At 69.8% G+C, this 21550-nt stretch carries 20 protein-coding genes and 1 tRNA gene; 10 read left to right on the top strand and 11 right to left on the bottom strand.

The annotated features are described in order from the left end of the window. Positions 1–37: 37 nt before the first annotated feature. Positions 38–1516 (bottom strand): ArnT family glycosyltransferase, encoded by a 1479-nt coding sequence (locus MVG78_RS13130; RefSeq protein ID WP_247552130.1) that lies wholly within the window; start codon positions 1514–1516, stop codon positions 38–40. A gap of 11 nt (positions 1517–1527) precedes the next feature. Beyond that, positions 1528–2619, bottom strand: a complete 1092-nt coding sequence (locus MVG78_RS13125; RefSeq protein WP_247552128.1) for a glycosyltransferase — start codon at positions 2617–2619, stop codon at positions 1528–1530. A 230-nt stretch (positions 2620–2849) separates the two neighbouring features. Between MVG78_RS13125 and ugpB the strand changes: the two genes are divergently transcribed. From ugpB to ugpC, 4 genes are read left to right on the top strand one after another with little or no spacing between them, the layout of a single operon-like run. Then, entirely contained in the window at positions 2850–4220 is a 1371-nt protein-coding gene (gene ugpB, locus MVG78_RS13120; protein ID WP_247552126.1) for a sn-glycerol-3-phosphate ABC transporter substrate-binding protein UgpB, read from the top strand. A gap of 18 nt (positions 4221–4238) precedes the next feature. Then, positions 4239–5120, top strand: a complete 882-nt coding sequence (gene ugpA / locus MVG78_RS13115; protein WP_247552124.1) for a sn-glycerol-3-phosphate ABC transporter permease UgpA — start codon at positions 4239–4241, stop codon at positions 5118–5120. Beyond that, positions 5120–5989 carry a sn-glycerol-3-phosphate ABC transporter permease UgpE gene (gene ugpE / locus MVG78_RS13110; protein ID WP_247552122.1) on the top strand — a complete coding sequence of 290 codons (870 nt, stop codon included), beginning with the start codon at positions 5120–5122 and terminating at the stop codon, positions 5987–5989. The genes ugpA and ugpE overlap by 1 nt, the downstream gene beginning before the upstream one ends. Before the next feature lie 5 nt (positions 5990–5994). Further along, positions 5995–7065: a sn-glycerol-3-phosphate ABC transporter ATP-binding protein UgpC gene (gene ugpC, locus MVG78_RS13105; protein ID WP_247552120.1), complete on the top strand. Its 1071-nt coding sequence runs from the start codon at positions 5995–5997 to the stop codon at positions 7063–7065. A gap of 32 nt (positions 7066–7097) precedes the next feature. On the opposite strand, the gene MVG78_RS13100 is transcribed toward ugpC, so the two are convergent. The 5 genes from MVG78_RS13100 to ssb all read right to left on the bottom strand — a co-directional run bounded on the left by MVG78_RS13100 (position 7098) and on the right by ssb (position 11790). Then, a tRNA-Lys gene (locus MVG78_RS13100) sits at positions 7098–7170 on the bottom strand. Positions 7171–7294: 124 nt separating this feature from the next. Continuing rightward, complete coding sequence (locus tag MVG78_RS13095) at positions 7295–7819, bottom strand: peptidylprolyl isomerase (protein ID WP_247552119.1); 525 nt, start codon at positions 7817–7819, stop codon at positions 7295–7297. Positions 7820–7879: 60 nt separating this feature from the next. Then, on the bottom strand, positions 7880–8407 hold the full coding sequence (coaD, locus tag MVG78_RS13090; protein ID WP_247552117.1) for a pantetheine-phosphate adenylyltransferase: 528 nt from the start codon (positions 8405–8407) through the stop codon (positions 7880–7882). Further along, positions 8400–11081: a DNA gyrase subunit A gene (gene gyrA, locus MVG78_RS13085; protein ID WP_247560435.1), complete on the bottom strand. Its 2682-nt coding sequence runs from the start codon at positions 11079–11081 to the stop codon at positions 8400–8402. The genes coaD and gyrA overlap by 8 nt, the downstream gene beginning before the upstream one ends. A gap of 151 nt (positions 11082–11232) precedes the next feature. Continuing rightward, positions 11233–11790, bottom strand: coding sequence for a single-stranded DNA-binding protein (gene ssb / locus MVG78_RS13080; RefSeq protein WP_247552116.1), 558 nt, complete (start codon positions 11788–11790; stop codon positions 11233–11235). Positions 11791–12199: 409 nt separating this feature from the next. On the opposite strand from ssb, the gene uvrA reads away from it, so the two are divergent. Further along, positions 12200–15202: an excinuclease ABC subunit UvrA gene (gene uvrA, locus MVG78_RS13075; RefSeq protein WP_247552113.1), complete on the top strand. Its 3003-nt coding sequence runs from the start codon at positions 12200–12202 to the stop codon at positions 15200–15202. 315 nt (positions 15203–15517) lie between these two features. Here the strand turns inward: uvrA and MVG78_RS13070 are convergent, their stop codons facing one another. Both MVG78_RS13070 and MVG78_RS13065 read right to left on the bottom strand, forming a co-directional pair. Continuing rightward, complete coding sequence (locus MVG78_RS13070; RefSeq protein WP_247552110.1) at positions 15518–15730, bottom strand: hypothetical protein; 213 nt, start codon at positions 15728–15730, stop codon at positions 15518–15520. Positions 15731–15747: 17 nt separating this feature from the next. Further along, positions 15748–16335, bottom strand: a complete 588-nt coding sequence (locus MVG78_RS13065) for a squalene/phytoene synthase family protein (protein WP_247552108.1) — start codon at positions 16333–16335, stop codon at positions 15748–15750. 98 nt (positions 16336–16433) lie between these two features. Between MVG78_RS13065 and MVG78_RS13060 the strand changes: the two genes are divergently transcribed. Further along, complete coding sequence (locus MVG78_RS13060) at positions 16434–17069, top strand: superoxide dismutase (protein ID WP_247552107.1); 636 nt, start codon at positions 16434–16436, stop codon at positions 17067–17069. Positions 17070–17187: 118 nt separating this feature from the next. Here the strand turns inward: MVG78_RS13060 and yajC are convergent, their stop codons facing one another. Beyond that, positions 17188–17538 (bottom strand): preprotein translocase subunit YajC, encoded by a 351-nt coding sequence (yajC, locus tag MVG78_RS13055; RefSeq protein WP_247552105.1) that lies wholly within the window; start codon positions 17536–17538, stop codon positions 17188–17190. A 127-nt stretch (positions 17539–17665) separates the two neighbouring features. Between yajC and MVG78_RS13050 the strand changes: the two genes are divergently transcribed. The 3 genes from MVG78_RS13050 (at position 17666) to MVG78_RS13040 (ending at position 20103) form a co-directional block, all read left to right on the top strand. Then, the gene (locus tag MVG78_RS13050; protein WP_247552103.1) at positions 17666–18523 is read left to right on the top strand and encodes an ATP-binding protein; all 858 of its coding nucleotides are present in this window, start codon (positions 17666–17668) and stop codon (positions 18521–18523) included. Between the two features lie 10 nt (positions 18524–18533). Beyond that, positions 18534–19592, top strand: coding sequence for an MBL fold metallo-hydrolase (locus MVG78_RS13045; protein WP_247552101.1), 1059 nt, complete (start codon positions 18534–18536; stop codon positions 19590–19592). A gap of 205 nt (positions 19593–19797) precedes the next feature. Further along, a complete protein-coding gene (locus tag MVG78_RS13040) occupies positions 19798–20103 on the top strand; it encodes a hypothetical protein (RefSeq protein WP_247552098.1) in 306 nt (101 codons plus the stop codon). Positions 20104–20187: 84 nt separating this feature from the next. Here MVG78_RS13040 and MVG78_RS13035 read toward each other — a convergent pair whose 3' ends face one another. Beyond that, entirely contained in the window at positions 20188–20691 is a 504-nt protein-coding gene (locus MVG78_RS13035) for a DUF192 domain-containing protein (protein WP_247552096.1), read from the bottom strand. Positions 20692–20901: 210 nt separating this feature from the next. Here MVG78_RS13035 and MVG78_RS13030 point away from each other — a divergent pair, with 210 nt between their 5' ends. Next, a complete protein-coding gene (locus MVG78_RS13030; protein WP_247552094.1) occupies positions 20902–21540 on the top strand; it encodes an SRPBCC family protein in 639 nt (212 codons plus the stop codon). Positions 21541–21550: the final 10 nt, after the last annotated feature.

The raw sequence follows: 21550 nt of genomic DNA, 5'->3' as shown, positions 1-21550 counted from the left end.
GTCAAGGGCGGTTACGGAAAGCTCATCAGGGCGGCCTCTACCGAGGGCGCGGCAGCAGCGCCACGGACAGGTCCGGCGCCGGCGACACCGCGTAGAGACGGTACAGCTCCGCCTCCACCCCGCCGCGCGCCCGCGCGATCAGGCCCGGCAATTCCGTCGCCCCTGGCCAGAGCGGCGGGCCTTCGCCCCGGCGGGTGCTGCGGATCAGCAGCCCCCGGACGGGCACGGGGCCGTCCGGCAGCGTGAAAAGATCCCACCGGTCGCCGATCGCCACCACCGGCACGCCGCGCGGCAGGCGCAGCGCCAGCTCGCTGGCCAGCCCGTATTCCTCGGAGGCCACGAAATCCGCCCCCTGCGCGACCCGGGCCTGTTCCACCGCCTCCGCGAAACGGTCCCAGCCGCCGAGGCGCGCCAGGGTCGGGTCGTTGCGCCGTTCCAGATGCAGGGGCGCGGCGGCCGCCTGGACCAGCACCAGCCCGGAGATCGCCAGGCCCAGCGCCAGGGCCGGGCGCCGCAGCCTCTGCCAGGCCGGGCCCAGGCAGGCGGCCGCGAGGCAGGCCGTGGGGTAGAGGATCGCGGGCCAGTTCCCCTGCACCCGGCTGCCCGTGGCCTGCCAGAGGAAGATCGCCGTGGCCGGGACGGTGAGCGCCACCAGCAGCCCGGCGCCGCTGTCCCGTCGCCGGACCCAGGCGGAAACGGCCAGTGCCGTGCCGATCACGCAAAGGGCGAAGATGACGGGCGTGGCCAGCCCCGCCTGCCCGCCGATCAGTTCGCCGAGGTAGCGGAAGGTGAAGCCGCCCTCCCGCAGCCCGGCCCGCCCGCCCTGCTTGGCGAAGGAGGCCCAGCCGTGCTGCGCGTTCCAGATCAGCACCGGGGAGAAGAGCAGCACGGCCACGACCCCGCCCGCCCAGAGGCGCCAGTCGCGCAGCCAGACCCGCGCCCGCGCATCCAGCAGCAGCCAGAGCAGCAGGCCGATGCCCAGGAAGGCGGCGGTGTATTTCGACAGCAGCGCGCACCCGGCGAGGAGGCCCACCGCGAACCACCAGCGCCCGTCCCCGCGGGCATGGGCCTCAGCCACCGCCCAGAGGGTCAGGCACCAGAAGACGATCTGCGGCGTGTCGGGCGTCATCAGCACGGCGCCGGCATTCACCAGCAGGGTGGCGTTGAACAGCGATGCCGCCACCACGCCGGGGCGGCGATCAGGGAAGAGCAGGTTGCCCGCCCGCGCCAGCGCCAGCGTGGCCAGCAGCAGCCCGATTGGCCCCAGCAGCCGGATGCCAAGCGGCGTGTCGCCCAGCAGCAGCGTCCCCGCCCGGATCCAGAAGGCGACCATGGGCGGGTGGTCGTAGTAGCCGGGCGCGAGTGCCCGGGACCAGACCCAGTAATAAGCCTCGTCCGGGGAGACCGGCACGGTGGCCGCCGCGATCAGCCGGGCCAGGGTGATGGCCGCGAGAGCCAGCAGCGGCAGGCGCAGGGACGACGTGCGAAGGGAGGGCATGCGAAGGGTCTGGGTCATGGGCCTTTCCTTCAGCGCGTGCGCCAGACCAGCGTCGAGGAGACGGCGTAGTTCCAGACGGCGGTGATCAGCGCCCCGGCGCCACCGGCCAGGCCCCAGCCCAGCGTCTCCTCCCGCACCAGCAGCCGGGCGATACCCACATTGGCGGCCGCCCCGATGCCGCAGACCAGGTAGAAGAGCACCAGCCCCCGCCAGAGGGCCGGGCCCTTGAGCCGCACGTCGCGATAGGTCACGCGGTTGTTCAGCAGGAAATTGGCTGTCATGGCGACGAAGGTGGCGATCCATTGCGAGGTGGCGAAGCCGAAATGACCGAGCCCCACCGCGCCCCAGAGCACCAGCAGGTGGACGGCGATGCCGATCAGCCCGACGGCGGCGAAGCTGAGGAAGCGCCAGGGCAGCGCCCCGCCCAGCGCCTTGTCCAGCAGCAGGCCCAGGAATTCCATCAGCACCGTGGCGTCGAGCTTGGATTCCCCCGCCTCGCGCGGGCGGAAGCGGTAGGGGACCTCCGTCACCCGCAGGGGACGGCCGGCGGAAAGCAGCAGGTCGAGCAGGATCTTGAAGCCCCGCGCCGAGAGCTGCGGCGCGATCTCCTCGAAGAGCGGGCGCGGCAGCAGGAAGAAGCCGCTCATCGGATCGCTCACCGAGGTCGGCAGGATCGACCCCGCCATGCGCGCCCCCGCCTCGCTGATCCGGGCGCGCAGCGGGGAGAAGCCGCTGTCCTTCTCGCCGCCCTCGATGTTGCGGGAACCGATCGCCACCTCCGCCTCGCCGCCCTTCACGGCCGCCAGCATCAGCGGCAGCCGTGTCTCGTCATGCTGCAGGTCGCCGTCGATGACCGCCACATAGGGGGCGGAGGAGGACAGGATGCCCTCCACGCAGGCCGAGGCCAGGCCGCGCCGACCGATGCGGCGGATGCAGCGCACCCGGGCATCTCCCGCCGCGACGGATTTCACCAGCGCCGCCGTTCCGTCCGGGCTGTTGTCGTCCACATAGACCGCCTCCCAGGCGATCCCGTCCAGCGCGGCCTCCAGGCGTTGCAGCATCGGCCGCACATTGGCGGCCTCGTTGTAGCAGGGGATGATGACGGAGAGTTCGGCTGGCACGGCGGCGGCTTAACCCCCCTGCGCCTCCGGCGGAAGTGCGCGCTGCATCCGGCTGGGCCGCGACGCCCCCATGCCTGCCGCCCCATGCCAGCCGCCCCGGGGGCACACCGCTTTCGGTGCGGCAGCGGATCGAGCCGTCATGCGCCCTTCATGGAACTGTCATATGTCTGTAGCATGCCCGCAACAAGCACCGGCGAAAGACCGGCCGCTCACACAGGGAGAATGCGATCATGCGGCGTCGTTCCGTGGCCGCCGGCGCCTTGGCGCTGGCCTCCGCCCCGCTGGCCTCGGGGCTGCTCGGCCGCCCCGCCCTGGCGCAGGGCACTGGCAATCGCACCGAACTCCAGTTCTGGCACGGGCTGACCCAGCCGCTGGGCGGGATGCTGGAACAGATCGCCGCCGACTTCTCCGAGTCGCAGGACAGGTTCCGGATCAATGCCAGCTTCCGGGGCAGCTATCCGGACACGATGGTGGCGGCCATCGCCGCCTTCCGCGCCGGCACCGCGCCGCATATCGTGCAGATGTTCGAGGTCGGCACCGGCACGATGATCAATGCCGGCCGCGCCATCGTGCCGCTGCATGAACTCGCGGCGCAGACCAAGGTCGATCTGGGCACGGCGGATTACCTCGCCGCCATCAAGGGCTATTACAGCCTGCCGGACGGGCGGCTGATGTCCCTGCCCTTCAACAGCTCGACCTCGATCGTCTTCTACAACAAGGATGCCTTCCGCAAGGCGGGGCTGGACCCGGCGAAGTTCCCCGCGACCTGGCCGGAGGTCGCCGAGGCGATGCGCAAGCTGAAGGCGGCGGGCTTCTCCTCGCCCATGACCACCTCCTGGCCCACCTGGCTGAACATCGAGCAGGTGAGCGCCATCCACAACATCCCGCTGGCCACCAGGGCGAACGGCTTCGAGGGGCTGGATGCCGAGCTGCGCATCCACAACCCGCTGCTGGTGAGGCATCTCGGCAACCTCGTGGAATGGCAGAAGGAAGGCCTCTACCGCTATGGCGGGCGCGACTCGGCGGCGGATGCGCTCTTCCCGGCGGGCGAGTGCTCGATCATCATGGCCTCCTCCGGCCTGCGCGCCCGCACCGTGAAGGAAGCGAAGTTCGACTGGGGCGCGGCGATGCTGCCCTACTATCCGGACGTGAAGGGCGCGCCGATCAACAGCATCATCGGCGGCGCCAGCCTCTGGGTGATGCAGGGCGGGCCTCGGGCGCAGCGCTCCCCGGCCGAGCTCCAGGGCATCGCCGAGTTCTTCCGCTATCTCGGCCGCCAGGACATCGCCGCGAAGTGGCACCAGGACACGGGCTACCTCCCCGTCTCCATGGGAGCCTACAAGGCGACCCGCGAATCCGGCTTCTACGACAAGAATCCCGGCGCCGACGTGCCGGTGGAACAGCTCCTGCGCGGCGGCGGCAACACGACGGAGAACAGCCGCGGCATCCGCCTCGGCGGCTTCGCCGAGATCCGCAACATCATGCAGGAGGAGATGGAGCGCGCGCTGCAGGGTGGGCAGAGCGCCGACCAGGCCCTGGCCAATGCGCAGACGCGCGGCAACCAGGTGCTGCGCAACTTCGAGCGCACCAACAAGGGCTGACCGGGCAGGGACTGATCCATGAGCGAGAAGGTCGCCTTTCGCGGCAAGGCGCTGCCGCTGCTGCTGCTTCTGCCCCAGCTCGCGATCACGGCGGTCTTCTTCTACTGGCCCGCGCTCCAGGCGCTGATCCAGTCCACGCTGCGGGAGGACGCTTTCGGCCTCTCCAGCGAATTCGTCGGGCTGGAGAATTTCCGCGAGGTCCTGTCCGACCCGAACTGGCTCCACGCAGCCTGGAACACGGTGATCTTCTCCTCCTCCGTGGCCATCCTGGCCTTGTCGGTGGCGCTGTTCCTGGCGGTGCAGGCGGACAAGCGGCTCCGCGCCGCCAGCATCTACCGCACCCTGCTGATCTGGCCCTATGCCGTGGCCCCGGCCGTGGCGGCGGTGCTCTGGCTCTTCCTGTTCCACCCGCAGATCGGGCTGATCGGCCGTGCGCTGAACGCCGCCGGCCTCGCCTGGGACTACCGGCTCAATGGCACCCAGGCGATGGTGCTGGTGGTGATCGCCTCGGCCTGGAAGCAGGTGGCCTATAACTTCATCTTCTTCCTGGCCGGCTTGCAGTCCATCCCCCAGAGCGTGCTGGAGGCCGCCGCGATCGACGGCGCCCGCCCGGTGCGGCGCTTCTGGACCGTGGTCTTCCCCCTGCTTTCCCCCACCATCTTCTTCCTGGTGGTGGTGAACCTGACCTATGCCTTCTTCGAGACCTTCGGCGTGATCCATGCCCTCACCCAGGGCGGGCCGGCGCGGGCCACGGAAACGCTGATCTACAAGACCTGGTCGGACGGCGTGCAGAACCTGAACCTCGGCACCTCCTCGGCGCAGAGCGTCATCCTGATGCTGCTGGTGGTGGCGCTGACCGCCTTCCAGTTCCGCTTCATCGACCGCAAGGTGCATTACTGATGGCGGATGTCGCCACCGCGACGCGCCGTCGGCAGGCGCGCGCGAAGCTGCTCACCCATGCGCTGCTGATCCTGGGCGTCTTCATCTTCGCCTTCCCCATCTGGATCGCGCTGATGGGGTCCACCCATGACGCCTCCACCCTGGGGCGCGGCGAGGTGCCGCTGCTGCCTGGACCGGACGCAGTGCAGAACTACGTCACCGCCTGGACCCAGGGCGGTGGCCGCATGCGCACCACGCCCGCCTGGGTGATGCTGTGGAACAGCGCGCTGATGGCGCTGATCATCGCGGTCGGGAAAATCACGATCTCCATGCTCAGCGCCTTCGCCGTGGTGTTCTTCCGCTTCCCCTTCCGGATGACCTGCTTCTGGCTGATCTTCATCACGCTGATGCTCCCGGTGGAGGTGCGGCTGATCCCGACCTTCCAGGTCATGGTGAACCTGCACCTGACCGATACGATGACCGGCCTCACCCTGCCGCTGATCGCCTCCGCCACGGCGACGCTGCTGTTCCGGCAGTTCTTCCTGACCATCCCGGACGAGTTGGCCGAAGCGGCGCGGCTCGATGGCGCCGGGCCGCTGCGCTTCCTGCGCGACGTGGTGCTGCCGCTGTCGCGCAACTCGATCGCGGCGCTCTTCGTGATCCTCTTCATCTATGGCTGGAACCAGTATCTCTGGCCGCTGCTGATCGTGACCGACCGCTCGCTGGAGACCATTGTGGTCGGCCTCTCCAAGACCATCGGCAATGGCGACTCCCAGAACGAGTGGAACACCATCATGGCCATGGCGGTGCTGGCCCTGCTGCCCCCCGTCGCCGTGGTGGTGGCGATGCAGCGCTGGTTCGTGCGCGGCCTGACCGAGACGGAGAAGTAAGCCCTTTGGCGACCCTGAAGCTGGACGAGATCCGCAAGTCCTTCGGCAAGACGCAGGTGCTGCACGGCATCGAGCTCGATGTCGCGGATGGCGAGATGGTGGTGCTGGTCGGCGCCTCGGGCTGTGGCAAATCCACCCTGCTGCGGATCACCGCGGGGCTGGAGACGCCGACCTCCGGCAAGGTGGTGATCGCCGGGCGGGACGTGACTCCGCTGGAGCCGGCGGACCGTGACATCGCCATGGTGTTCCAGAACTATGCGCTCTACCCGCATATGACGGTGGCGCAGAACATGGCCTATGGGCTCAGGATCCGCCGCCTGCCGCGCCCCGAGATCGACCGGCGCGTGCGGGAGGCCGCGGAGATCCTGGGCCTGGGCGCCCTGCTGGACCGGCGCCCACGCCAGTTGTCCGGCGGCCAGCGGCAGCGCGTCGCCATGGGCCGGGCCATCGTGCGGGAGCCGGCGCTGTTCCTCTTCGACGAGCCGCTCTCTAACCTCGACGCCAAGCTGCGCGTGCAGATGCGGGCGGAGATCCGCCGCCTCCAGCGCCGGCTGGGCGTAACCTCGATCTTCGTGACGCATGACCAGGTGGAGGCCATGACCCTGGGCGACCGGCTGGTGGTGATGCACCAGGGCCGTGCCGCCCAGGTCGCCTCTCCCATGGAGGTCTGGGCGAAGCCGGCGGACACCTATGTCGCGAGCTTCATCGGCAGCCCCTCGATGAACTTCCTGCCTGCCACGCTGCTGGAGGGCGGCACCGGCGCGCGGCTGGCTTCGGGGCAGGGGATCGTCTTCGCGGACGGGCCGCGCCCCGGTGCCGCAGGAATGCCCCTGACGCTGGGGCTGCGGCCCGAACATGTGCTGGTGGGCGAAGCGCCGGACGCCCTGCCCCTGACGGTCGATCTCGTGGAACCGCTCGGCTCCGAGACGGTGGTGCATGGCCGGCTGCCGGATGGCGTGCCGCTCACCGTCCGGGTGAACGGGCCCTTCGCCGGAAGCAACCTGACGGCCCTCCTTGACCCCAGGGAACTCCATGTCTTCGATGGCGGAACCGGGAAACGGCTGGAGGCCGCCTGAGGGCAGGGGCAAGCCGAGGGAGTAGTTTGGAGTGCGCCCGCTGGGGCTCGAACCCAGGACCCCAAGATTAAAAGTCTCGTGCTCTACCGACTGAGCTACAGGCGCCCAAGAAGGGTCGGCCGGACGGATAGCACAGGCTCCGCGCCACGCGAAGAGCGCGGAACCCACATCCGGTGCCGAAAGAAGAAGGGCGGGACCATTATGGTCCCGCCCTTCAGGAGAAGCCGGCTTACTGGCCTTCCGGCACATCCGCCGCGACACGCAGGCGGACCAGCTTGTCAGGGTCGCGCACCATGCCGCTGGAGCCACTGCCCCGCTTGATCTTGTCCACGGCCTCCATGCCCGAGACCACGCGGCCCCAGATCGTGTACTGGCCGTCCAGGCTCGCGGCCGGGGCGAACATGATGAAGAACTGGCTGTTCGCGCTGTTCGGGTCCTGGGTCCGGGCCATGCCGCAGGTGCCGCGGATGAAGCGCGCCTTGGCCGGCGGGCTGAACTCGGCCGGCAGGTTCGGCAGGGGGCTGCCGCCCGTGCCGGTGCCGGTCGGGTCGCCGCCCTGGGCCATGAAGCCCTCGATGACCCGGTGGAACGGCGTGCCGTCATAGAAGCCCTGGCGTGCCAGGGTCTTGATCCGCTCCACATGCTTCGGGGCCAGGTCGGGGCGCAGCTCGATCACCACGCGCCCGTCCTTGAGGTCCATCAGCAGGGTGTTCTCTCGGTCGGCGGGCGCCGCGGCTTCGGTACTCTCGCTCATCAGGGATCCTCCGGCGATCAACGTCGTGGCGGTCAGCAGAGTGCGTCGCCGCATCTGGAACTACTCTCCCGTGGCATTCCGCACGCGGGCCAGCGTGCGTTCGAGCGTCAGGGCGGGCACGAAAGATGAGACATCCCCACCCAGCCGCGCGATTTCCTTCACGAAACGCGAGGAAATGAACTGGTTGCGCTCGCTGGCCATCAAGAACACCGTCTCGATGCCATTGTCCAGCCGGTGGTTCATGCCTGCCATCTGGAACTCATAGTCGAAATCCGACACGGCCCGCAGGCCGCGCACGATCATTCTGGCGCCGACCTCGCGCGCGAAGCCGATCAGCAGGTTGTCGAAGGGGCACACATCGATCGGTGTGCCGGTCCGGTCGGTCACCGCCTGCATCTCCGCCCGGACGAGCTCAACCCGCTCCTCCATCGGAAAAAGCGGCCCCTTCCCCGCATTCACGGCGACGCCGATGACCAGCCGGTCCACCAGGCGCGCCGCCCGGCCGATGACGTCCAGGTGACCGTTGGTGACCGGGTCGAAGGTTCCCGGGTAGAGGCCGACCCGCTCGGCGCGGCCGGACTCAGCCATCCTCCCCCTCCCCGTCATCCACGACCGGGAAACAGGATGTCACGCGTTCGTTATCATCCAGCCGCAGCATGGTGACGCCCATCGATGTCCTCCCCGTGACCCGCACCTGATCCACCGGCAGGCGAATCAGCCGACCGTTGTCGGTGACGAGCATGACATCATCGCCCGGCTTGGCAGGGAAGGTCGCCACGACCTCGCGTCCCGTGCGCTTGCTCAGGCTGATATTGGCGATCCCCTGCCCGGCACGGCCGGAGACACGGTATTCATAGGCGGAGGAACGCTTGCCGAAGCCCTGGTCGGTCACGACCAGCAGCAGCTCCTCGGCCGCCTCCAGCTCGGCAAAGCGTTCGGCGGAGAGCGCGACCTCCTCACCATCCTCCGAAGGCTCATCCGCGTCCACAGGCGCTTCGGGGGATGCGGCCTCCTCGGCGCCCTCCTCCGCCTCGGCGCCGCTTCGGCGCCTGGCGGCGGCGGCCTTCAGATAGGCGGCGCGCTCGGCACTGTCCGCCTCGACATGGCGCAGCACGGACAGCGCGATCACCCCGTCGCCATCCGCCAGCCTGATGCCACGCACGCCGGTGCTGTCACGCCCGGCGAAGACGCGCAGCGTGTCGGTTTCCGCGACAAAGCGGATGCAGCGCCCGTTGCGGGTCGCCAGCATCACGTCGTCACCCTCGCGGCAGGTCTGCACGCCGATCAGGCTGTCGCCTTCGTCCAGCTTCATGGCGATCAGGCCGGAGGAACGGACATTGCGGAAATCCGACAGCCGGTTGCGCCGGACATTGCCGCTGGCCGTGGCGAAGACGAGATGCAGGTTCTCCCACAGGCTCTCATCCTGCGGCAGCGGCAGCACCGCCGTCACCTGTTCGTCCTGCTGCAATTGCAGGAGCTGGCGCAACGACCGGCCGCGCGCCGTCGGGCTGGCCAGCGGCAGCTTCCAGACCTTCTCGCGGAAGGCCATGCCCCGGCTGGTGAAGAACAGCACCCATTGATGCGTGTGCGCGTTGAAGGAACGCACCACCACGTCATCCTCGCGCGTCCCGGCGGCGGAACGCCCGCGCCCGCCACGGTTCTGCGCGCGGAAGCTTTCCAGCGTGGTGCGCTTCACATAGCCGTCGCGGGTCATGGTCACGACCATGAGGCCGGGCTCGATCAGGCTCTCGTCGTCCTGGTCCAGCACGCCATCGACGATCTCGGTGACGCGCGGCGTGGCGATCTGGGCGCGGACCTCGGCGAGTTCCTGCGACATCAGCTCCAGCCGGCGCACATGGCTGGCCAGGATGTCCAGCAGCTCCCGGATCCGGCCGCCGACCTCGTCCAGCTCGGCGACGATCTTCTCGCGCTCCAGGCCGGTGAGGCGCTGGAGCCGCAGTTCCAGGATGCCGCGCGCCTGGGTCTCCGTCAGGTGAACGGTATCGTCGATCACGACATTGCCGCTGTCATCTACCAGCGCCAGCAGCGCGCCGACATCGCCCGCCGGCCAGGCGCGCGCCATCAGCGCCTCGCGCGCCGTGTTGGCATCGGGGCTCTGCCGGATCAGGCGGATGACCTCGTCGATATTGGCGACGGCGATGGCCAGGCCGATCAACAGGTGGCCGCGTTCGCGCGCCTTGCTCAGCCGGTGGCGCGAACGGCGGAGGATCACCTCCTCGCGGAAGTCGATGAAGGCGCGCAGCGCGTCCTTCAGCCCCATCTGCCGCGGACGGCCCTTGTCCAGCGCCAGGATGTTCGCGGCGAAGGAGATCTGCAACTGCGTGAAGCGATAGAGCTGGTTCAGCACTACCTCCGGCGTCGCCTCGCGCCGCAGCTCGATCACGATGCGCATGCCGGAGCGGTCGCTCTCGTCGCGCAGGTCGGAGATGCCCTCCACCTGCTTGGAGCGGACCAGCTCCGCGATGCGCTCCAGCAGCGAGGTTTTGTTGACCTGATAGGGGATCTCGGTGACCACGATGGCATTGCGGCCGCCGCGCAACTCCTCGATCGCGGTGCGCGCACGCAGCGGGATGCCGCCCTTGCCGGTCTCATAAGCGGAGCGGATGCCGGCGCGGCCCAGGATCAGCCCGCCGGTCGGGAAATCCGGCCCGGGGACGATCCGGATCAGCTCCTCCAGCGAGATGTCGGGCTCGCGGATCATCGCCAGCGTGGCATCGATGATCTCGCCCGCATTATGCGTCGGGATGTTCGTCGCCATGCCGACGGCGATGCCATTGGCGCCATTGACCAGCAGGTTCGGGAAGGCCGCCGGGAGCACGCGCGGCTCCTGCGCGCTCTCGTCGTAGTTCGGCTGGAAATCGACCGTGTCCTCGTCGATGCCGGCCAGCAGCGCGGCGGCGGACTTCGCCAGCCGGGCCTCCGTGTAGCGCATCGCCGCCGGCGGATCGCCGTCGATGGAGCCGAAATTCCCCTGCCCGTCGATCAGCGGCAGCCGCATGGAGAAGGGCTGCGCCATGCGGACCATGGCATCGTAGATCGCCGCGTCGCCATGCGGGTGATAGACACCCATCACGTCGCCGACCACGCGGGCCGACTTGCGGTGCGGCTTGTCCGGCGTGTAGCCGGCCTCGTGCATGGCGAAGAGGATGCGCCGGTGCACGGGCTTCAGCCCGTCCCGCGCATCCGGCAGGGCACGCGAGACGATCACGCTCATCGCATAGTCGAGGTAGGAGCGGCGCATCTCCTCCTCGAGCGCGACGGGCGTCCCGCTCAGCGGAATGCCCGCGCCATTCTCATCCCCGCCGTTGTCGGCGCCGTCCTCGGTCTCGCTCACGCTGTCATCCTAGAAATTCGCTCGGGCCAAAAATGGGGGCCGGTTCGGTCATCGGGCCTCAGAACGGGATGTCGTCATCCAGGTCGCCCTTCGGCGCATCCCAACCGCCACCACCGCCACCGCGCGACGGGGACCGCCCGCCGGCACCACCACCCGGGGAGCCGCCGCCGAAGCCGCCACGGTCGCCGCCGCCGGAGCGTCCACCACCCCCGAAGCCGCCACCGCCGCCGGAAAAGCCGCCGCCCTCACCGCCTTCGCCGCCACTGGGGCGGCCGCCGATCATGGTCAGCTCGCCGCCGAAGTTCCGCAGCACGATCTCGGTGGTGTAGCGGTCCTGGCCGTCCTTGTCCTGCCACTTCCGGGTTTCGAGCTTGCCCTCGATATAGACCGTGGAGCCCTTGCGCAGGTACTTCTCGGCCACCTCGCCCAGGCGCTCGTTGAAGATCGCCACGGAGTGCCACTCGGTCCGCTCCTGGCGGTTCCCCTCGCGGTCCTTGTAGGTCTCGCTGGTGGCGATGCGCAGGTTCACCACCTTGCCGCCGTTCTGGAAGTTGCGGACCTCGGGGTCGCGCCCCAGATTGCCCACCAGGATCACCTTGTTGACGCTGCCGGCCATTCATCCACCTCTTGCCTGGCATCGGGCCTCCCATCGCCCCGGCCAAGGGGAGAGTGGGACAGGACACCGGGCCGACTCGTATCGCCCCGTGCGGCACCGCCGACAGGGTCGGGCGAACTTACCCAAGGCAAGCGGCGCTCGCCACCCCCAGGGGAAGTTCGCCCGGGAAGCAGGCGGAGGCGCCCCCGGCGACCTCCACCCACGGCGTGGATATGGTATCACGGTTGCAAGAACACAATGTGAACTGAGCCGCAGATCCTGCCATAATCCGCCCCTCACAGCATGTTCCACGGGAACCTTCAGGGACCCACCCGCTTTGCCCGACAGTCTTCCTCCCCGGTCCCCCTCCCGGACCCGCCGTCCCGGCCGCCGCACCGCCTCCGGCCAGGACACAGCCCAGGACACCAGCATGGCCGCCTCTCGCGACACCGACCTCGCCACTGCCGATGCCGCCGCCTCCGCCAGCACCCGGCCGGCGCGGCAGGCCGGCGCGGCGGCCCGGGCCTCCGGGCAGGGCGCGAAATGTGGCGCGGAGCGCGGGGCGCCGAGGCCGGTGCAGGGTCCGGCCATCCGGGTCCGGGGCGCGCGGCAGCACAACCTGAAGAACATCGATCTCGACATTCCGAAGGACACGCTGACGGTCATCACCGGCCTGTCCGGCTCCGGGAAGTCCTCGCTGGCCTTCGACACGATCTATGCCGAGGGGCAGCGGCGCTATGTGGAGAGCCTGTCGGCCTATGCCCGGCAGTTCCTCCAGCTCATGGGCAAGCCGGATGTGGACAGCATCGAGGGCCTGTCCCCGGCCATCTCGATCGAGCAGAAGACCACCTCGCACAACCCGCGCTCCACGGTCGGCACGGTCACCGAGATCCATGACTACATGCGCCTGCTCTGGGCGCGGGTCGGCGTGCCCTATTCCCCCGCGACCGGCCTGCCGATCGAGGCGCAGACCGTCTCCATGATGGTGGACCGCGTCCTGGGCATGGGCGAGGGCAAGCGCCTGCTGATCCTGGCCCCCATCGCCCGGGGCAAGAAGGGCGAGTGGAAGAAGGAGTTGGCCGAGCTCCAGCGCCGCGGCTTCGAGCGCGCCAAGATCAACGGCACCCTCTACCGGCTGGAGGAGGCGCCGAACCTCGACAAGAAGCGCAAGCACGACATCGAGGCCGTGGTGGACCGCATCGTGGTCCGCCCCGGCATGGAGACCCGCCTCGCCGACAGCTTCGAGACGGCGCTGGGCCTGGCCGACGGCGTCGCCTATGCGGAGGATGCCGACAGCGGCGAGCGCACCGTCTTCTCCTCCCGCTTCGCCTGCCCGGAGAGCGGCTTCACCATCGAGGAGATCGAGCCCCGCCTCTTCTCCTTCAACTCGCCCCAGGGCGCCTGCCCGGTCTGCGACGGGCTGGGCACGGAGAGCTATTTCGATCCGGCCCTGGTGGTGCCGGACGACCTGCGCCCGCTGGCCGAGGGCGCCGTGGCCCCCTGGGCCGGCGGCTCCTCCTCCGCCTATTACGACCAGACGCTGGAAAGCCTGGCGAAGCACTTCAAGGTCTCGATGAAGACCCCCTGGGCCGAGCTTCCGGCCGCCGTGCGCAAGGGCATCCTGCACGGCACGGGCGGCGAGGTGGTGACGCTCCGCTACAAGGACGGGCTGCGCGCCTACGAGGTGAAGAAGCCCTTCGAGGGCGTCCTCCCGAACCTGGAGCGCCGCCTGCGCGAGACGGACAACCCCTGGGTGCGGGAGGATCTGGAGCGCTACAAGGCCGACCGCCCCTGCAAGGCCTGCCAGGGCGCCCGCCTGAAGCCCGAGGCACTGGCCGTGAAGGTCGCCGGCCTCCACATCGCACAGGCCAGCGAGCTGTCGATCCGCAAAGCCATGGAATGGTTCGCCAATGTCCACGGCACGCTGACCGTGCAGCGGCAGGAGATCGCCGGCCGCATCCTGCGCGAGATCAACGAGCGCCTGCGCTTCCTGGTGGATGTGGGGCTCGACTATCTCAGCCTGTCCCGCTCCTCCGCCACGCTTTCGGGCGGCGAGAGCCAGCGCATCCGCCTCGCCTCGCAGATCGGCTCCGGCCTGACCGGCGTGCTCTACGTGCTCGACGAGCCCTCGATCGGCCTGCACCAGCGGGACAATGAGCGCCTGCTGAACACGCTGCGGCGGCTGCGCGACCTCGGCAACACCGTGCTGGTGGTGGAGCATGACGAGGACGCCATCCGCGCCGCCGACCATCTGATCGATATCGGCCCGGCCGCCGGCAAGGGCGGCGGCAACGTCATCGCCCAGGGCACGCCGGAGGAGGTCGCGGCCAACCCGGACAGCGTCACCGGCGCCTATCTTTCGGGCCGCCAGCGCATCGAGGTGCCTGCCGAGCGCCGCACGCCCGATCCGGAGAAGATGCTCCGCGTCATCGGCGCGCGCGGCAACAACCTGAAGGACGTCACGGCCGAGATCCCGCTTGGCACCTTCACCTGCGTCACCGGCGTGTCCGGCGGCGGCAAGTCCACCCTGGTGATCGAGACGCTCTACAAGGCCGTGGCGCGGCGCCTGATGGGCTCCGGCACCGTCCCCGCCCCGCACGACCGGATCGAGGGGCTGGAATATCTCGACAAGATCATCGACATCGACCAGTCGCCGATCGGCCGCACGCCCCGTTCCAACCCGGCCACCTATACGGGCCTTTTCGCGCCGATCCGCGACTGGTTCGCGGAACTGCCGGAATCCCGCGCGCGTGGCTACAAGCCCGGCCGCTTCTCCTTCAACGTGAAGGGCGGCCGCTGCGAGGCGTGCCAGGGCGACGGCGTGCTCAAGATCGAGATGCACTTCCTGCCAGACGTCTATGTCACCTGCGATACATGCAAGGGCAAGCGCTACAACCGGGAGACGCTGGAGGTCCGCTTCCGCGACAAGTCCATCGCCGATGTGCTGGAGATGACGGTGGACGAGGGCTGCGAGTTCTTCTCCGCCGTGCCCGCAATCCGCGACAAGCTGGTGGTGCTGCGGGAGGTCGGGCTGGGCTACATCCATCTGGGCCAGCAGGCGACGACGCTCTCGGGCGGCGAGGCGCAGCGCATCAAGCTGGCCAAGGAATTGTCCCGCCGCGCCACCGGCCGCACCCTCTACATCCTCGACGAGCCGACCACCGGCCTGCATTTCGAGGATGTGCGCAAGCTGCTGGAACTGCTCCAGGCGCTGGTGCGGCAGGGCAACACGGTGCTGGTGATCGAGCACAACCTGGAGGTCATCAAGACCGCCGACTGGCTGCTCGACCTCGGCCCCGAAGGTGGCGAGGGCGGCGGCCGCATCGTCGCCCAGGGCACGCCGGAACAGGTCGCGGCCCATAAGGACAGCCACACTGGCCACTTCCTGGCGCCCCTGCTGCCGGCACCGAAGGCGAAGCGCAAGCGGGCCTGACATCCGGCTCCGCACCCCCTGTTCCCAGGCGGTGCGCGACGGCCCCACGCTCCCGCCCGTTCCGGTGGAGGGAGAGCGGAATGGCAGGCCAGGTGGCCTGGGTGACGGGGCCGGCATCGGCGAGGCGGCGGCCCTCGCTTTGGCGGAGGAGGGCGCGGGGATCCTCCTCACCGGAAGGCGGACGACGCCCCTGGAGGATGTCTCGCCAGCCGTATCCGCGCCTCGGGCAGCCAGGCGGAGGTAATGATCAGCCCGTGCTGGAACCGCTCCTACGTGGCGCAGTTGCAGCGCGGCACCTGAACCGACCCGTGCCCGCTAGACCCGCCCGCGCAGCCCGGCCCAGGCCACGGCGATCCGGTCCAGGCCGCCGCGCGGCCCGGGCGGCCGCGACAGGTCGGCCCCGGCGGCGATCCGCCCCAGGTCCCGTCGTGCCAGGACCAGCGGCAGGGCGGCGGCGATGGCCGGCTTCGGCAGGCCCCGCAGCGCCTCCCGCGCCTGCGCCAGCACGGGGAGGGCTTCCGTCGCCAAGCGCCGTGCCACCGCGATCACGGCGGGGGAATCGGGCGCGATCCCCTCCACCTCTCCCCATCGGCCAGCATCTCCACCGGCAGCAGGTTGCGCCCCTGCCGCGCCTGGAGCGGCAGGGACCGCAGCACCCCGGCCAGCCCATAGCCGGCGCCCGCCGATTGCAGCGCCGGCAGCAGGGCCGGCGGCACCCCCAGCAACCGCCCCGCCGCCACCGCGAAGCCACCGGCCGAGCCGCGCAGATAGCTCTCGAAGGCCCCCCGGCTCTCGATCTCCTCGGCCTCCGCCTCCCGCGCATCCAGCATGGCCTGGAGATCCGCCGCCTCCAGCACCCCGGCGGTGACGAGCGCGTGCAGCGGCCCCGCCACCTCGTGCCGTCGCGCCGGCCGGGCCGCCGCCATCTCGTCCAGCGAATCGCGCCACCATTGCAGGCGGATCAGCGCCATCATCGGCTGGCTCGCCACCTCGCGGGCGCGGGCGAGTTCGTTGTTGAAAGCGATCAGCGTAAACAGTGCCTCGCGCTTCTCCGGTGGCGCGAAGAGCGCGCAGAGGAAGCGATCCGGGTCGCTGCGGCGCGCGATCGCGCCGATCTCCGACAATTCAGCCATCGGCCGCCTTCTGGCGCCGCAAAGCCCGCCCCGCAAGGTTGACGCCTCACGGGGAGCCGCCCACCTTCCCGCCGGTTTCAACATTGGGGAGACCTCTCATGGCCTTCAGCCTTCCGCCTCTGCCCTATGATCCCGGCGCGCTCGCCGCCCGCGGCATGTGCCAGGAGACGCTGGAGCTGCATCACGGCAAGCACCACCAGGCCTATGTCACCGCCCTGAACGGCCTGATCGAAAGCAAGGGCCTCGCCGGCAAGACTCTGGAGCAGATCGTGGCCGAAGCCGGCAAGGGCGGCGCCGACAGCCAGCCCGTGCTGAACCAGGCCGGCCAGCACTGGAACCACATCCTGTTCTGGCAGGTGATGTCGCCCAATGGCGGCGGCGACAAGATCCCGGGCGCGCTGCAGGCGAAGATCGACAGCGACCTCGGCGGCCTGCAGAAGTTCAAGGACGACTTCAAGGCGGCCGGCGTCGGCCAGTTCGGCTCCGGCTGGGCCTGGCTGATCCAGGATGCCTCGGGCAAGCTGAAGATCACCAAGACCCCGAACGGCGCCAACCCGATCTCCACCGGCGAGGGCACGCCCCTCCTCGGCGTGGATGTGTGGGAGCACTCCTACTACCTGGACTTCCGCAACCGCCGCCCGGACTACCTGTCCAACTTCCTCGACAAGCTGGTGAACTGGGAATTCGTCGCCGGCCTGCTCGACAAGGGCCTGACGTCCGGCCAGTCGGCCTGACCCCTCTCCGGGCGGCTCTCCGCGGGGGCCGCCCGGGAACGGAAAAGGGGGAGCGCCATCGCTGGCGCTCCCCCTTTTCGCGACCGCCCCAGGGGTTCAGCCCCGGGTGGCCCCCGCCTCAGCCCTTGGCCACGGCCGTGTCGTTGGCCGCGGTGGGCCGCACCACGCTGCCGATCGTGCCGCGCAGCACGTTGACGCGGACATTGGGGGCGATCTCGACCTCGACCTCGTCCGTGCCTTCCTTGACCTTGGTGATCACGCCCACGATGCCGCCCGCGGTCACGATGCGGTCATTCCGCTTCAGCGACTGCAGCATGGTGCGGTGCTCCTTGGCCTTGCGCTGCTGCGGGCGGATCAGCAGGAAGTAGAAGACCACGAAGATGAGCAGCATCGGGGCGAGCTGCATCACGATTCCGGCGGCGCCGGCACTTCCGGCGGCGTCCTGCGCGTAGGCGGTGGAGACGAGCATGAGGGTTGGAGTTTCCCGGCTTGCGATGGATGGGGGCGGAACCTAGCCTCCGCCCCCTGCCCGTCAACCCATCCTTACGGGCCGAACCCATCATTCCCGTCCATCGCATCGAACGAGTCCCTTCCAAGTGTCCGATCTTCTGCCGGCCCTGCTCCGGATCGCCGAGGCGCTGGAGCGCCTGGCCCCCGCCTCCCCCGCCCCGCCGTCACTGGAAGGCGCCGATGCCTTCGTCTGGCATCCCGCCCCCGAGCCGCGCCTGGCCCCCGTGCCCAGCGTGGCGGCGGTCGATGTCTCCCTCCTCCAGGGTGTCGAGGCGCAGAAGGCGCTGCTGCTGGAGAACACCCGGCGCTTCGCCCGGGGCCTGCCCGCCAACAACGCCATGCTCTGGGGCGCCCGGGGCATGGGCAAGTCCTCGCTGGTCAAGGCCGCCCATGCCGCCGCCAACCGGGAGAAGCCCGGCAGCCTGGTGCTGATCGAGATCCAGCGCGAGGACATCCGCACCCTGCCGGAGCTGCTGAACATCCTGCGCGCCCAGCCGCGCCGCTGCCTGGTCTTCTGCGACGACCTGTCCTTCGAGCGCGAGGACGCCGACTACAAGGCGCTGAAATCCGTGCTGGATGGCGGCATCGAGGGGCGCCCGGCCAATGTCCTCTTCTATGCCACCTCGAACCGCAGGCATCTGATGCCCCGCGACATGATCGAGAACGAGCGCTCCACCGCGATCAACCCGGGCGAGGCGGTGGAGGAGAAGGTCAGCCTGTCCGACCGTTTCGGCCTCTGGATCGGCTTCCACAACTGCGACCAGCCGACCTTCCTGGCCATGGTGGAAGGCTATGCCGGGGCACTGGGCCTCGACCTTCCGAGGGAGGAGCTGCACGCCCAGGCCAAGGAATGGCAGGTCACGCGTGGCAGCCGCTCCGGCCGCGTCGCCTGGCAGTTCGTCACCGACCTCGCCGGTCGCCTGGGGCATGCCCTGCCGGCATGACCAGGCCGATATGACCCTGCCAGGGGACATCCCAGGGGACGTCCCGGAGGATGCCCCGGTATGGAACCTGGACGATACGGGACCGGCCGGGGGATCGTCCGAAGCGCCCGCCGGCCCGGCCCGGGGTGCGCAGCGGGTCCGGGGGCGATTCCTCAACCCCGACGGCACGCGCGCCGGGCAGACGCGGCGGGCACTCTGGCGCCTGTCGCGCGAGCCCGCCGGGCCGCCCTGGCCGGAACGGGTCGAGGACCCGCCGCAGCCGCCCCCGGCCGAGCCGCCGCCCGGCCATGTGGCGGTCACCTTCATCGGCCACAGCAGCTTCCTGCTGCGCTTCGCCGGGGGCCCCACCTTGCTGACCGACCCGGTCTGGAGCGAGCGTTGCAGCCCCTTCGCCTTCGCCGGGCCGAAGCGGGTCCGCCCTCCTGCGATCCCGCTGGAGAAGCTGCCACCGGTCGATGCGGTGCTGCTCAGCCACAACCACTACGACCATATGGACCTGCCGACCTTGCGCCGGCTGTATCCTGTCCCGATCGTCACGGGGCTGGGGAACGGCGCCTATCTGGCCCGCAGGGGGATGCCCGGGGCGGTGGAACTGGACTGGTGGCAGGATGCCCCTCTGCCCGGCGGGGCCACGGCCACCTATCTGCCGATGAAGCACTTCTCCGCCCGCACGCCCTTCGACGGCGGCCGTATGCTCTGGGGTGGCTTCGTGGTGCGGGCCCGGGACGGGGGGCGGCTGATCTTTTGCGGCGATACCGCCTATGGACTGCATCTGGCCGAGATCGGTGCCCGGCTGGGGCCCTTCGCCGTTGGGCTGGTGCCGATCGGCGCCTTCGTGCCGCGCTGGTTCATGCATGTGGTGCATGTCGACCCGGCCGAGGCCGTCCAGGCGCGTGCCGATCTGCGGATCGAAACGGCCATCGCCATGCATTTCGGCACCTTCCGCCTGACACGGGAGGCTTTCGACGCACCGGTGAAGGGCCTGGAGGCCGCCCGCGGCGCCGCCGGCCTGCCGGACATGGCCTTCCGCGTCCCGGCCTTTGGCGAAACCCTGATCCTCCCCCTGTGAAAGCCCACCCTTGTGGCAGGCCGCCGCAAGGGCGGGGGTTCATACCCCGCCCTCCGGGTCGCGGAGCGGCTTAACGCGCCGGGCCTGTACCGGGCCCGCCACGGGCAGAGGAGCCGCTGCCCGACTCGTCCCGGGGCGTCGCACCGGGCTGGGGGGCGTCACCGCCGGGCTCTGGGCTCTGCCGGGGCCGACCTGGCTGCTGCCGGTGTTGGAGTTGTCCCGCGGGGTGGAGCCGCTGCGGGGCGGTGTCACCGCCGGGCTGCTGCTGGTGCCCTTCCCCACGCTGCTGCTGCCGCTGTTCGACGTGTCGCGCGGGGTGGAACTCTGGGCCCAGGCGGGCGAGGCCAGCAGCGGTGCGGCCAGCAGGCCCAGTATGGTGAAGGATACGGCGGGATTTCGGCGCAAGCGGGCTTCTCCTGATGGGCCGGCCGCCGCATCCACCCGGCGGTCCACCCGCTGGGGTCCCGGCGCGGCGGCCCCTGTTCCGGCGGGCCGTGAACCCCCGCCGTGAAGGGCCAACGGCGCCGGGGCGGAAAGGTTTGCGCCCGGGAGGCATCCCCGGAGGTGCTTCCCTTGAGGGGGCCGCCCGGCCGCCTCAGCCGTTGCCGAAGATGCGCTGCTCCACCTTGTCGCCCACGCGGATGCCCAGGCGCTCGGCCGTACCGGCCGCCAGTTCCAGCGTGGCCCGGACCGGGCCGTTGCTCTGGATCACCGCCTCGCTGCGGGGCACCGTGCGCTCGGCGATACGGTCGATGGTGCCATCCTGCTTGATGAAGATCATGTCGAGCGAGGTGATGGTGTTGCGCATCCACATCCCGCTCTGCATCGGCCGCCCCCAGTCGAAGAGCATCCCGCCATTCGGCGCCACGCGCTGACGGAACATCAGCCCGATGCGCTGCTGCTCGGTGTCGGTGGCCATTTCCACGTTGAAGACATGGCGCTTGCCGTCACGGGTGACGATCGTCAGCGGCTCGGCCGGCAGCGGTGGCTGCGGCCCCTGCTGCGCCAGGGCCGGCTGCGCGGCCAGGGCCGGGAGCACGGCCAGCGAACCGAGCAGGAGGGAGGTCACCTGGCGGCGGCGCATCGCTTTCGGGTCCATGGGGTCTGCATTCCATCTGAGAGGGAAGTGTGTGGGAAATAATCCCACATCACAGATTGCCGGCATTGCCGCTCTACACCAAGAGCCAGGCCCCCGAAATCCGGCCTGTTTCCCTTGGGGCCCCCGTCTTCCCCCCGGGATACCCGCCCCCTAGGCTAAGGCACGAATGAGTTTCCGAACCGCACTGATTCCCGTGATGGAGACGCCCGAATGGAAATGACCGGTGAACGGCGGATCGAGGCGCCGCGCCAACGGGTCTGGGATGCCCTGAACGACCCGGAGGCGCTGAAGGCCGCGATCCCCGGCTGCGAGTCGCTGGAACGGACGCCGGAGGGCGGCTACACCGCCCGCGTCGCGGTGCGCATCGGCCCGATGGCGGCGAAGTTCAGCGGCAAGGTCAGCCTGACCAACATCAATGCCCCGGAATCCTACACCATCACCGGCGAGGGCAACGGCGGCGCCATGGGATTCGCCAAGGGCGGCGCCGATGTGAAGCTGGAGGAGGTGACCGATGCCGTCACCCTGCTGCACTATGCCGTGAAGGCGCAGGTCGGCGGCAAGATGGCCCAGCTCGGCGCCCGGCTGGTGGACAGCACCGCCAAGCAGATGGCGGACCAGTTCTTCGACCGCTTCGCGGCCAATATCGGCGTGCCGGAGCCTGAGGAGGTGGCCGCCAGCGCCGCTGCCACCCCCGTCGAATCCCCGCTTCCCAAGGCCGCCGACAGCGCCGTGAGCGGCCTGGCCCTTGTACGCGCCATGATGCCGCGCGAATTCCTGGGGCAGAGCATGATCTTCTGGGGCGGGCTGGTCGTCTGGCTCCTGATGATGGCGCTGATCTTCCTCGGCTGAGGTTCCCCAT

The sequence above is a fragment of the Roseomonas gilardii subsp. gilardii genome, assembly GCF_023078375.1.
Taxonomy (GTDB): Bacteria; Pseudomonadota; Alphaproteobacteria; order Acetobacterales; family Acetobacteraceae; genus Roseomonas; species Roseomonas gilardii.
Note: the sequence above shows the minus strand (reverse complement) of the source record. Positions and strands in the feature narration are given on the sequence as shown.

Coding starts and splice junctions, on each gene's coding strand:
- MVG78_RS13130 (WP_247552130.1), bottom strand. CDS start 1,516: ATGACCCAGACCCTTCGCATGCCCTCCCTTCGCACGTCGTCCCTGCGC.
- ugpB (WP_247552126.1), top strand. CDS start 2,850: ATGCGGCGTCGTTCCGTGGCCGCCGGCGCCTTGGCGCTGGCCTCCGCC.
- ugpA (WP_247552124.1), top strand. CDS start 4,239: ATGAGCGAGAAGGTCGCCTTTCGCGGCAAGGCGCTGCCGCTGCTGCTG.
- ugpE (WP_247552122.1), top strand. CDS start 5,120: ATGGCGGATGTCGCCACCGCGACGCGCCGTCGGCAGGCGCGCGCGAAG.
- MVG78_RS13095 (WP_247552119.1), bottom strand. CDS start 7,819: ATGAGCGAGAGTACCGAAGCCGCGGCGCCCGCCGACCGAGAGAACACC.
- coaD (WP_247552117.1), bottom strand. CDS start 8,407: ATGGCTGAGTCCGGCCGCGCCGAGCGGGTCGGCCTCTACCCGGGAACC.
- gyrA (WP_247560435.1), bottom strand. CDS start 11,081: ATGCGCCGCTCCTACCTCGACTATGCGATGAGCGTGATCGTCTCGCGT.
- ssb (WP_247552116.1), bottom strand. CDS start 11,790: ATGGCCGGCAGCGTCAACAAGGTGATCCTGGTGGGCAATCTGGGGCGC.
- uvrA (WP_247552113.1), top strand. CDS start 12,200: ATGGCCGCCTCTCGCGACACCGACCTCGCCACTGCCGATGCCGCCGCC.
- MVG78_RS13065 (WP_247552108.1), bottom strand. CDS start 16,335: ATGGCTGAATTGTCGGAGATCGGCGCGATCGCGCGCCGCAGCGACCCG.
- MVG78_RS13060 (WP_247552107.1), top strand. CDS start 16,434: ATGGCCTTCAGCCTTCCGCCTCTGCCCTATGATCCCGGCGCGCTCGCC.
- yajC (WP_247552105.1), bottom strand. CDS start 17,538: ATGCTCGTCTCCACCGCCTACGCGCAGGACGCCGCCGGAAGTGCCGGC.
- MVG78_RS13045 (WP_247552101.1), top strand. CDS start 18,534: ATGACCCTGCCAGGGGACATCCCAGGGGACGTCCCGGAGGATGCCCCG.
- MVG78_RS13035 (WP_247552096.1), bottom strand. CDS start 20,691: ATGGACCCGAAAGCGATGCGCCGCCGCCAGGTGACCTCCCTCCTGCTC.
- MVG78_RS13030 (WP_247552094.1), top strand. CDS start 20,902: ATGGAAATGACCGGTGAACGGCGGATCGAGGCGCCGCGCCAACGGGTC.